The organism is Bacteroides pyogenes (assembly GCF_014196225.1).
In the GTDB taxonomy this organism is placed as follows: domain Bacteria; phylum Bacteroidota; class Bacteroidia; order Bacteroidales; family Bacteroidaceae; genus Bacteroides; species Bacteroides pyogenes_A.
The window spans coordinates 96177-108642 of the sequence record NZ_JACIDI010000002.1 but is presented as its reverse complement, the minus strand read 5'-3'; the positions used below and the strand labels follow the sequence as shown (position 1 = coordinate 108642).

Below are 12466 nucleotides of genomic sequence, written 5' to 3'. Positions count from 1 at the left end.
GAAAGAATATTGGCAAGTCATAATTAAGCATAGTGTAATGATTCATAAATTCTTTATAATAAGAGATAGACTCTCTTGTTTGAAAGCGAGTCCGGCTGGGAAGCCGGGCTCGCTTTTTTTAGAACGTTTCGGTTCTTTGTTCGTTTTTGCCGTGGTTATGCCATGCGTGCATTTTGCAGTTACTAACTTAATATATACCATCTTTTTTATATGAATATCGAGAAAATAAATGTATGGTTCGCCTGTTTGGGCGAACGGGTTGTACAGAGGCGCCACCCGGTTCTTGCAGCTTTTGTACTCTTATTCGCTGTGGGTTTCTACGGCATACGGTTTATGAATATCAACAACTCGTGGGACAGCTACTTCCTTGAAGACGACCCCATGCTGGTGAAGACGGAAGAATTCAAGGAAGTATTCGGAAACGATTATTTCGTGGCGGTGCTTACTTCGTGCGACGACACCTTTACGAAAAAGAACTTGGAACTTATACGCAAGCTGTCTGATGAAATGCTCGACAGTATTTCGTATGCCGATAAGATAACGTCCGTCACCGACCTTGAGTTTCTGATGGCCACCTCTGACGGAGTGGCTATTGAGCAGATAGTGCCTGACGAGATCCCTTCGGACAAATCCGGCTTGGACGAGATTCGCCGGAAGGCTTATATGAAACCTTACATTGCCGAGCGTCTGGTGTCGGCGGACGGCAAATTGAGCTGGATACTCCTGAAACTCCGCCCCTTCCCCGATGAGAAGCTCCGGAATACAGGGAAAGGAGCTGTTCCGCCCGATGTGCAGACGGGAGAAGAATTGCACCGCATCATTACAAAACCCGAATACGCTCCGCTTCATTTGCGTGGAGCGGGGATGCCTTATACCACCGAGCGTAAGATGAAGTGGGTGGGAAAAGAGTTGCCCCGTGTGATGGGGCTTGCCTCCTTGCTGGCCATCGTTGTGCTTCTGTTTGCCACCCGCTCGCTGCGTGGCGTTGTGGTTCCTCTCGTCACGGCCGTAAGCTCCATTGTCATCGTATACGGGGCTATGGGTTACCTTCGCTATCCTATCGACAGCAGCATGGTGCTCATTCCCATGCTTCTGGCTTTTGCCGTGGCCATTGCTTACAACATACACGTGCATACCTATTTCCGAAGGCAGTTCCAGCTACACGGCCGGCGCCGGAAGGCTGTTGTGGAAACGGTGGGAGAGATGGGATGGCCCATACTCTTCAGCGCTTTGACCACTTTTGCGGCTTTGCTCTCTTTTCTGGTTGTTCCGGTAGTTCCTTTGCATTTTGTAGGCATCACCACTTCTTCGAGCGTTATGCTCACGTTTGTCATTACTCTTACGGTAATGCCCATCATGCTCAGTTTCGGGAAAGACGGAAAACCGCATCCGCAGGTACGGGAGACGGGAGGCGGATGGCTCGACCGCAAACTTGTCGCGCTCGGCTCCGCAGTGTTGAACCACGCCAAGTGTGTGCTGTGGGTATCGGCTTTCATTACCGCCTTTTTAATCTATCAGTTTACCAAGTTAGAGACCACGTTCGATGTGGAGAAAACAATGGGGAGAAAGATTGAATATGTGCGCAAATTGCTTGAGATAGGAGAGAGCGAACTGGGTTCCATCTACTCGTACGACGTGATGATAGACCTGCCCGGAAACGGAGATGCGAAAACTCCGGAGAATCTGATGAAACTCGATTCTCTTGCAAGCCATGTCGCGCGGTATCCCTTGACCAAGCGCACCACTTCCGTAATCAATATACTGAAAGATCTCCACTGTACGCTCAATGAAGGGAAACAAGTTTACTATACGCTTCCCCGCAAGGCGGATGAAGTGGCTCAGCTCCTGCTGTTGTACGAGAATGCCGGCGGAAGCGAAGCGGAATACTGGATGGATTACGAATACCGGCGCTTGCGGTTGATGGTGGAAATCAGTACGTACGATTCGGGAGAGGCAGAGTGTAATATCAAAGACGTCACGGCTTTTGCCCAAAAACTATTTCCGGGAGCCTCGGTGTCGGCTGTGGGCAATTTGCCGCAGTTCACTACCATGATGCAATACGTAGCCCGCGGGCAGATATGGTCGTTCGCTCTTGCCTTACTGGTGATAGGTGTGATGATGATGGCGGTGTTCGGGAGCGTACGTATCGGATTGATCGGTTTGATACCCAATATCATGCCTGCCATAGTGGTGGGAGGGCTGATGGGGTGGCTCGGCTATCCGCTGGATATGATGACAGCCACTATCATGCCTATGATTTTGGGATTGGCAGTGGACGACACGATTCATTTTATCAATCACGGACATTTGGAGTTCGATCGCCAACAGAATTACCGTAAGGCGATTCTTCGGACTTTTTGTGTGGTAGGAACTCCTATTGTGCTTACGAGCCTTGTCATGTCTTCCAATTTCGCCATGTACGGAACTTCCGACGGCCTGTCGTTCTTCCATATGGGCATTCTGTCTGTTGCCGGAATTCTGGCCGCTTTGCTGGCAGATCTCTGCATCACTCCGGTACTGTTCGAACGTTTTCAGATATTCGGAAAAGAAAAATAGCGGAATGTATCATTTGAAACCTGCCGATACACGCGTACGAGGCAGAGACCGGATGTGTCGCGAATGACGGATGCCGCCGGAGGATGCAGGTTGAATATTGGTTTGATTAATTTATTAGAAACTCATAAAGATGAAAACAAAACATTGGATAGCTGTCCTTGCCCTGAGTGCGACAGGGGCGGCGGGATTGAATGCCCAGACTCTTACGGGCAGAGAGATTGCACAACGCGTCAAAGACCGTCCCGACGGCGATACGCGCCGGTCGGAGATTGTTATGAAGCTTATCAATAAGCGGGGCAGCGTGCGCGAGCGCCGGCTTGTTTCTTACTCTTTCGATACGGGCAAAGGCAAAAAAGACCGTAAAACGCTTATGTTCTTTCTTTATCCGGGCGATGTGAAAGGAACGGGCTTTCTCACCTGGGACTATGACGAGATAGGCAAAGAGGACGACAAATGGCTTTATCTGCCTGCGATGAAGAAAACACGACGCATCAGCGGTACGTCTGCGAAGAAAGATTACTTCATGGGTAGCGATTTCACATACGACGACATGGGTAGCCGGAATGTGGACGAGGATACGCATAAGCTGCTTGGTGAAGAAACGGTGGGCGGGCACAAGTGCTGGAAGCTCGAGTCTGTGCCGAAAGATAGCCGCGATATCTTCTCGCGCAAGGTGGCGTGGGTGAGGCAGGACTGTTATATCGGTTGCCGTGTGGAGTATTACGACAAAATGGATAAACTGCACCGGCTGCTTCTGATTTCGGATGTGCGCAAAGTGGATGGCTTCTGGATGGCAGGCAAGCTTGAGATGGAGAATGTGCAGACGGGCCATAAGACTTTGCTTGAAATCAAAGATCCGAAATACGATATACCGATGGATGAGGCCAAGTTTAGTGTGACCACGCTTGAAACGGGTAAATTTTGATGCGTCATGCGAAGAAGAAATCGAATAAGGATCCTTTTTTGTCTGCTGGGATGCGGAGGCTTGCTGACTGTAAATGGACAGGAGACGGGTGAAAGCAGTTGGAAGATAAAAGGTTTTGCAGAGACTTATCATGCGCTTCGTATGGAGTCTCCTAACGATTGGATGAGCTCGCGAACCCGCTTTCGTGGCGAGGTGACGCATGATATGGGGCGTTCCTCGCTGTTCGTTTCTTTCAATGCTGTATATCATGCCCTGTTGAAGGACCGAACGGGCTTCGAACTTCGTGAAGCTTATCTCGACTATCGCGCAAAGCATTGGGGAGTACGTGCCGGAAGGCAACTTGTCATCTGGGGAGCGGCAGACGGAGTACGTATTACCGACCTTGTCTCGCCGATGGACATGACTGAGTTCCTGACACGCGACTATGACGATATACGGATGCCCGTCAATGCACTCCGTTTCTTCCGGTTCAACGATAAAGTGAAGTTGGAAGCCGTATTGGTTCCGGCAGTCGAAGGTTTTTGCTTGCCTGTCGGAGCGCAGAATCCCTGGTCTGTGTTGCCGAAGAATCTTCCGCTCCCGCCGATATGGGACGGACCGCACAATCATCCTGCCTTCAAACTGTCGAATATGGAATATGGCGGACGCCTGAGTGTGACGTTGCCGGGAATCGACTTCTCCATTGCCGCACTGCATACGTGGAACAAAATGCCGGTATTGGACTACCGGACTGAACCGGACGGCGTGCGCATTACACCGCAATACTTCCGTATGGGATTCGTCGGGGGCGACTTTTCCAAACCGCTGGGACAGTTTGTGCTGCGGGGAGAGATAGCCTGCAATATCGGCAAACATTTCAGCTATATGCCCTCAGCGGCTTCAACGCCTCAGAAAGGCTTCAACACCCTCAACTGGTTGGCGGGAGTCGATTGGTATGCGCCTCATGAGTGGACGGTAATGGCGCAATTCTCTGCCGAGCATATTTTCGGTTACCTGCCTTGTATCGGTCAGTCTGCATATCACTCGCTGCTCACCGTGAACATATCGAAGAAGCTGCTGAACAGCTCCTTGACCCTTTCCGATTTCACCTATTTCGACATCCGCCACCGTGGATGGCTCAACCGTTTTGCTGCGAATTATGCCGTCAACGATCAGGTGTGTTTTGCTGCAGGATGCGACTGGCTCGGAGGTAAAGAAGGCATGTTCGGCATATACAGGCGAAATTCGGAAATATGGATGAAAGCGAAGTACAGCTTCTGAGAGATATCCGTAAACAAACGGGAAAAATGTATCATAAGCTCATCAATAAATAAAGAAAATATTTGTACCTTTGTTTTTGGCAAACGTAGCTGATTTGTTTTTTAACTTATTGATCTGCAAATATAAATACACAAACATTCCTGTCGCTACCAACCTTTATGGCATCTTTATTTCCGCATTCTTATCCCGACCTTGGGTAGTAACTAAAAATATTCAGTATCAAGGAAAGGAGAGATACATTCCCATTGTTAAACTTTAATTTTTTAAAACAGGCTCTAAATGAATACTCTTGGAAAATTGAAAAGATACATGGGCGGACGGAGGTTGCTGCTTCCGCTCTCGCTCGTTCTTTCGGGTATAAATAGCGTTGTGTCGCTATTGCCTTTTGTTTTTATCTGGTTCATAGTCCGTGTATTGCTGGTTACGGGCGGCACTATCGAAGGAACATCCGTTGGCGTTTATGCCTGGTGGGCTTTCGGGACGGCTGTGGCAGGCGTGGTTCTTTACTTCTTCTCGCTCATGTTGTCTCATCTGGCTGCATTCCGCGTCGAGATCAATCTCCGGCGTGAGGCTATGCAGAGGCTCGTAGCCATGCCGTTGGGCTTTTTCGACCGGAACACCAGCGGAGAGGTGAGGAAGATCGTGGATGAAGGCGCTTCGGAAATCCATACCTTCACGGCGCACTTGCTGCCCGACCTTGTAGGCAGTATATTGTCGCCTGTTATCGTAATAGGGCTGATTCTCTTTTTCGACTGGCGTCTGGGCATCGCTTGCCTCATCCCCCTGTTGCTGGCTTTCGCCACCATGGCGTATATGATGGATCCGAAACGGAACAAATTCCAGCATATGTATCTCGACGCGCTTGAGAAGATGAGCACCGAAGCGGTGGAATATGTACGCGGCATTCCGGTAGTGAAGGTGTTCCAGCAGACGGTATTCTCGTTCAAACGCTTTTACGACAGCATTGTCACCTATAGCGAGCTGGTAACCCAATATACGCTGGGGTGGCAGAAGCCAATGTCGTTCTATACCACCGTGATCCACGCTTCGGCATTCTTCCTCGTTCCTGCCGCCATCTTGCTCTTCGGGCGTTCGGGCGATTGGACGGAAGTGCTTGCCGATATGTTTCTGTATGTGCTTATCGCTCCTGTTTTTGCCGTAAACATTATGAAGATAATGTATTTGCAACAGAACCTTTTTCTCGCCGGAGAGTCTATCGACCGGATAGAACGGCTGACGATGCAACCTCCCCTACCGCAACCCGAAGTGCCGGAAACGATGAAGGGGACGCAGGTAGACTTCCGTCAAGTCCGTTTCCGCTATCCCGGCACGTCGGCAGATGTGCTTCGCGAGCTCTCTTTCTCCATTCCCGAAGGAAAAACGTATGCGCTTGTAGGACCGTCGGGCGGTGGGAAAACGACGATAGCCCGCCTTATCCCGCGCTTCTGGGATGTAACCGAAGGAGCTGTCCGCATCGGCGGGACAGACGTACGCAATATCGCTAAGGAAGAGTTGATGCGCAATGTTTCGTTTGTGTTTCAACATTCCGGGTTGTTTAAGACTACCTTGCTCGAAAACATAACCTACGGCAATCCGCATGCAACGCAAGAGGCCATTGAACGCGCCATCGACCTTTCTCAGAGCCGTGAGATCATCGACCGTCTGCCTGCCGGGCTGCATACCCGGATAGGATCGGAGGGAACGTTTCTTTCGGGAGGAGAACAACAACGCATCGCTTTGGCGAGGGCTATACTGAAAGACGCTCCGGTGGTGGTGCTCGACGAAGCTACCGCGTTTGCCGACCCGGAGAACGAACGACTGATACAGAAGGCATTGCGAGGGCTGATGAAGGGAAAGACCGTGCTGATGATTGCTCACCGCTTGACGAGTGTGCAGGATGTAGACCGCATACTGGTGATCGAAGGCGGGCGGATCGTGCAGCAGGGCACACATGATGAACTGACAGCTATCGAAGGGACTTATCAGGCAATGTGGAAAGAATACCTGAAGTCTGTATCCTGGAAGTTGTGATTCATTGGGGCGGAATTTGTCCGAAATGAATCCGCGATATTGTGATTGATGTATTATTTACTAAAAAAACAATGAGATGATAAAATATTTTCAGAACCGCTTCGCCTTATCCGAAAAAGGAGCGAAGTCTTTTCTCGGCAGCATCTTGTTGACTACGCTGCTCAACATCGCTATGCTGCTGCCCGCCGTTTTTGTTTTCCTGTTCCTTACGGAATATCTCCGTCCGGTGATGAGTCCCGGAGCTTCCGTATCCAACGGCTTTTGGTACTATGTGGCGGTGGGCCTCGTCTTTATGGCGGTGATTTACATAATCTCCCTGTTTCAGTATACGGCTACCTACACCAAGGTGTATACCGAAAGTGCCAATCTGCGTATCTCCGTGGCCGAAAAGCTGCGTAAGTTGCCTCTGGCTTTCTTCGGCGAGAAGAATCTTTCCGACCTCACTTCCACCGTGATGGAAGATTGTACTGCCCTTGAGCGACTTTTCTCTCATGCCGTTCCGCAGCTTTTCGCTTCGGTGATAAGCGTATTGATTGCCACCGGTCTGTTTTTCTACGACTGGCGGTTGGCTCTTGCCCTGTTTTGGGTGGCTCCGGTGGCGGCTTTGCTTATCTTCTTTTCCAAGAAAGCGATGAACAAGTCTTTTGCCGCGCATTATGTTGTGAAGCGCGGTGTCACCGAGCAGATTCAGGAAGGGCTTGAGCAGATTCAGGAGATTAAAGCCTATAATGGCGAACGGGCGTATCTCGACAGGTTTGATGCCGTACTCCGTGTTTTTGAAAATGGGCTTATACGCGGAGAATTGTTGATAGGCGTATTGCTCAACGGAGCGTACATCCTGCTCAAACTCGGTCTGCCTACAGTCATCGGCGTAGGCGCTTACTTGCTTTCGGTCGGAGAAGTGTCCATGTTCTCTTACCTGATATTCCTCATGATTTCTTCCGCCATTTACAATCCTTTGATGGAGGTATTCAACAATCTGGCAATCCTGTCTTTCCTCGACGTGCGTATCAACCGGATGCGAGAGATAGAGGGCATGCCTGTTCAGCAGGGGAGAACACAATGCAAGATAGATAATTACGATATCGTATTCGAAGGAGTGAACTTCTCTTACGAAGCAGGGAAGCAGGTGCTCTGCGATGTCTCTTTTACAGCCCGTCAGGGTGAAGTGACGGCTTTGGTAGGCCCTTCGGGCGGGGGGAAGACAACCTGTGCCAAGCTTGCCGCCCGTTTTTGGGATGTGGACAGCGGAAAGATAACTCTTGGCGGACAGGATATTTCGGAAATCGATCCGGAAGCTTTGCTGAAGAATTTCTCAATCGTTTTTCAGGACGTCGTGCTGTTCAACGCCACCATTGCCGATAATATCCGCATCGGGAAGAAAGACGCCACCGACGAAGAAGTGAAGTGGGCGGCAGAGCAGGCCCAATGCGGCGAGTTTATCGGCAAGTTGCCCGAAGGATATGACACCTTGATAGGGGAAAACGGAGAAACTCTTTCCGGAGGCGAGCGGCAACGCATATCCATAGCACGGGCATTGCTGAAAGATGCTCCCGTAGTATTGCTCGATGAAGCTACCGCCAGCCTCGATGTGGAGAATGAAAGCAAGATACAGGTAGCTCTTTCTGTGCTGGTGAAAAATAAAACGGTGCTTATCATTGCCCACCGGATGCGTACGGTGGCCAATGCGCACAAGATTGTGGTGTTGAAAGATGGGTGTGTGGCCGAACAGGATACACCGTTGGAACTGCTTGCTCGTCATGGTGAGTTTGCCGCAATGGTAAAGAACTGTTAGGGATTGACTGAGAAATATGCCATTTCTTTACAGTAGCGGTAGCCCTTACCGCATCCCTTCGGGTTGTCTTGCTAATGAAGCGCATGTTCTGTTTTCATTAAAGGGGGCGATCTTAATTTGAATAATAAAGTGAGCGCAGTCATTTATCAACCCGAAAAGAATCGTTAAAAAACATTCCTTTTAGGTATTGCAAATGTCTGTCTATCATTTTACCTTTGTAGGGCAAATTATTAATTATGGGAGACATAGTATGGAACAATCTGTATTGATCGCATTTCTTCTGACTCTTTTCGCCGGACTTTCTACAGGTATAGGCAGCGCTATCGCTTTTTTCGCACGGCGTACTAATACCTCGTTCCTTTCCGTTTCATTAGGTTTTTCGGCCGGGGTGATGGCGTATGTGTCGTTTGTCGATCTATTGCCTGCTGCGGTGAGTTCTCTCACTGACTTGTATGGTGTGAAACAAGGGACGCTCTACGCTACCCTCTCATTTTTTGGTGGTATAGCCTTTATAATGCTTATCGACCGTTTTGTTCCGGAACAGGAAAATCCGCACGAGATGCATAAGGTGGAAGAAATGGTCGATGAGTCATCTTCCGGTGTAAAGGAAACGCCAGAACACAATCCGAGATTGCTTCGCGTGGGTATGGTAACTGCGCTGATATTGGCGATTCATAATTTCCCAGAGGGTATGGTTACTTTCCTTGCGGGACTGAAGGATGTGAGCATTGCCATTCCTATCGCTATAGCCATTGCTATACATAATATTCCGGAGGGAATTTCCGTATCTGTGCCTGTTTTCTATGCCACCGGAAGCCGTCGCCGCGCTTTTTGGCTTTCTTTCCTTTCGGGGCTTACCGAGCCGTTGGGGGCGCTTGTCGGTTATTTCCTGTTAGCTCCATGGCTTACCGATGAGGCTTTCGGTCTTATATTTGCTGCCATAGCGGGTGTGATGGTGTTTATTTCGTTCGACGAACTTCTACCCGCTGCCGAAGAATACGGTAAACATCATCATGCTGTGTATGGACTGGTAGCGGGAATGGCCGTAATGGCTTTTAGCCTTATTCTGTTTGTTTAAAAAACGGTCTGCTATTATTAGCAAACAACTGGTGTATGGGACGCCCGATGTCAACGCATTGAGTTCTTTTTGCTAATCAATACGGTTGTTCAGTGGAAGCATCTCTTCGATATATTCGCGGGTATTGCTCAAGCGGGGTATTTTGTGTTGTCCGCCGAGTTTGCCTTTCTGTGCCAGCCAATCGTGGAACAGTCTGGGGCGCGCCACAATCACTTCGAGCGGCTGAAGAGCGATGTCTTTCCATCGCTTGGCTTCGTAGTCTGAGTTCACTTCTTTCAAGGTGGCATCCAGTACAGCGGCAAACTTTTCCAGCGAGTCCGGTGCTTTGGCAAACTCAATCAGCCACTGATGGCGACACTTGGCATTCTCGTCCATAAAAACAGGAGCTGCAGAATACTCGCTGACTTGTGCGCCTGTAGCAGCGCAGGCTTTTACCAGCCCTTTTTCAGCATTGTCTACAATCAGCTCCTCGCCGAAGGCATTGATGAAATGTTTGGTTCTTCCGGTGATGACAAACTTATAAGGATTCTTGGAGGTGAATTTGACGGTATCGCCTATCATGTATCTCCATAAACCGCATGAAGTAGAAATCACCATTGCGTAGTTCTTGTTCAACTCCACTTCTTCCAAACAGTAAGCCCGAGGGTTCTCTTTGCCGACTTCTTCGAGCGGGATGAATTCGTAGAAAACGCCGTAGTCGATCATTAGTAACATCGAAGGGTCGGAAAGATCGTTCTGCGTACCGAAATATCCTTCGGACGCGTTGTAAGTTTCTACATAATGCATTTTCGGCGAACGGATGACCTGTTTGTACTGTTCACGATAAGGTGTGAAAGCTACACCGCCGTGAAAGAATACTTCGAGGTTGGGCCATACTTCTTCCAGTGTGCTCTTGCCGGTTTTCTCCAGAATATGTTTGATAAGCACGAGCATCCACGATGGAACGCCCGAGAGATTTGTCACATTGGATCTGACAGTACTGTTTGCAATCGCTTCTATCTTGCTTTCCCATTCGTCCATTAGCGCTATCTTCTTGTTCGGAATGCGGATCAGGTTCACCAATGGTGTGACATTCTGTATCAGGATAGCCGAAAGGTCGCCTACCAAGCTGTGATTCGAGCTGAGGTTCGGACTATGGCTCCCTCCCAGAATCAGTCCTTTACCCGAGAACAGGCGGCTGTCTGAATTGATTCGAAAATAAAGAGCCACGGCATCTTTACCCCCTCTGTAATGAGTGTCTTGCAAAGACTCTTTGCTCACCGGGAGAAATTTACTTTTATCGTTTGTCGTTCCCGACGATTTGGCAAACCAGCGTATCTCCGAAGGCCAAAGCAGGTTTTGCTCACCCGCTCGGAGGCGCTCTACGTAGGGTTTGATATCTTCGTATGTCTGTATCGGGAGACGGTTTCTGAAGTCTTCATAGTCGCGTATGGAAACATAGTCGTATCTTTTCCCCCATTCCGTTTGTGCAGCTTGTGCGGTCAGCCTGCTTAATACTTGGCGTTGGAGTTCACCGGGGCAGCTACTGTAAAGGTCTATTTGTTTCAGGCGGGAATCGAAGATTCTGCTTATGAGCTTGGTTATATTCATTTCTGTGTGATCATCATAATGTTTAGGAGTGCAAAAGTAGCCTTATTTATCTTTTTTTTCTATCTTTATGACGGAAATAATCGTTAAAAATGACGACTTTCGCAGGAACTCAGAAGTTATTGATTAAAAATAAGGTAAGATTATGAGAATTGGAATCTTGACTTCCGGTGGAGATTGTCCGGGCATTAATGCTACTATCCGTGGTGTTTGCAAGACGGCTATCCACCATTACGGAATGGAAGTGATAGGTATTCACAGCGGCTTTCAGGGTCTGCTGACTAAAGACACGGAAGTTTTTACAGATAAATCGATGTCCGGTTTGCTCAACTTGGGAGGAACCATGCTGGGTACGTCACGCGAGAAACCTTTCAAAAAAGGCGGGCTTGTATCTGACGTGGATAAACCGGCTCTGATTGTAAGGAATATACGGGAGATGGGGTTAGACTGTCTGGTGTGTATCGGAGGAAACGGTACGCAAAAGACAGCCGCCAAATTTGCCGCTTTGGGAGTGAATGTCGTTTCTGTGCCCAAGACTATTGATAATGATATTTGGGGAACGGATTTCTCTTTCGGGTTCGATTCTGCGGTAACGATTGCGACCGATGCCATTGATCGGTTGCATTCTACCGCCAGTTCGCACAAACGGGTAATGGTAATCGAAGTAATGGGGCATAAAGCCGGATGGATTGCCTTATATTCGGGAATGGCAGGCGGAGGAGACGTAATTCTTGTTCCCGAAATTCCTTATAATATAAAGAATGTAGGAGCCACGATTTTAGAGCGCTTAAAAAAAGGAAAGCCTTACTCCATCGTAGTGGTGGCGGAAGGTATTGTGACAGATAGGGGAAAACGTGCCGCAGCTTATATCGCACAGGAAATAGAATATGAAACCGGTATTGAAACCCGTGAAACGGTGCTTGGATATATCCAGCGGGGCGGTTCGCCTACGCCTTTCGATCGTAATCTGTCCACTCGCATGGGAGGGCATGCCACAGAACTGATCGCCAAAGGTGAGTTCGGCCGTATGATTGCTTTGAAAGGGAATGAGATTTCGTCTATTCCTCTCGAAGAAGTGGCAGGTAAATTGAAGCTGGTTACCGAAGATCACGATCTGGTAATTCAAGGACGTCGAATGGGGATTTGCTTTGGATAATTCGCAATTGTAAATGGGCTTAATGAAGAACGATGGAGACGGATAGTTTTCTTTCTCAGGTTTGCATGAGGCTTTTTC

General features: G+C 48.9%; 8 protein-coding genes. 7 read left to right on the top strand and 1 reads right to left on the bottom strand.

Annotated features, from left to right (window positions below; all coding sequences use genetic code 11):
* Positions 1–210 precede the first annotated feature (210 nt).
* The 6 genes from GGR07_RS01660 to zupT all read left to right on the top strand — a co-directional run bounded on the left by GGR07_RS01660 (position 211) and on the right by zupT (position 9645).
* The gene (locus GGR07_RS01660; RefSeq protein ID WP_021646776.1) at positions 211–2556 is read left to right on the top strand and encodes an efflux RND transporter permease subunit; all 2346 of its coding nucleotides are present in this window, start codon (positions 211–213) and stop codon (positions 2554–2556) included.
* 130 nt (positions 2557–2686) lie between these two features.
* Positions 2687–3481, top strand: a complete 795-nt coding sequence (locus GGR07_RS01655; RefSeq protein ID WP_021646777.1) for an outer membrane lipoprotein-sorting protein — start codon at positions 2687–2689, stop codon at positions 3479–3481.
* A gap of 6 nt (positions 3482–3487) precedes the next feature.
* Positions 3488–4741, top strand: a complete 1254-nt coding sequence (locus GGR07_RS01650) for a DUF1302 family protein (RefSeq protein WP_021646778.1) — start codon at positions 3488–3490, stop codon at positions 4739–4741.
* Between the two features lie 279 nt (positions 4742–5020).
* Complete coding sequence (locus GGR07_RS01645) at positions 5021–6772, top strand: ABC transporter ATP-binding protein (RefSeq protein ID WP_034542244.1); 1752 nt, start codon at positions 5021–5023, stop codon at positions 6770–6772.
* Positions 6773–6848: 76 nt separating this feature from the next.
* The gene (locus GGR07_RS01640) at positions 6849–8567 is read left to right on the top strand and encodes an ABC transporter ATP-binding protein (protein WP_122056401.1); all 1719 of its coding nucleotides are present in this window, start codon (positions 6849–6851) and stop codon (positions 8565–8567) included.
* A 250-nt stretch (positions 8568–8817) separates the two neighbouring features.
* Complete coding sequence (zupT, locus tag GGR07_RS01635; protein ID WP_034542245.1) at positions 8818–9645, top strand: zinc transporter ZupT; 828 nt, start codon at positions 8818–8820, stop codon at positions 9643–9645.
* 72 nt (positions 9646–9717) lie between these two features.
* Here zupT and GGR07_RS01630 read toward each other — a convergent pair whose 3' ends face one another.
* Positions 9718–11235: a GH3 auxin-responsive promoter family protein gene (locus GGR07_RS01630; RefSeq protein WP_122056400.1), complete on the bottom strand. Its 1518-nt coding sequence runs from the start codon at positions 11233–11235 to the stop codon at positions 9718–9720.
* 142 nt (positions 11236–11377) lie between these two features.
* On the opposite strand from GGR07_RS01630, the gene GGR07_RS01625 reads away from it, so the two are divergent.
* Entirely contained in the window at positions 11378–12388 is a 1011-nt protein-coding gene (locus tag GGR07_RS01625; RefSeq protein WP_122056399.1) for an ATP-dependent 6-phosphofructokinase, read from the top strand.
* The last annotated feature ends 78 nt before the right edge of the window (positions 12389–12466 follow it).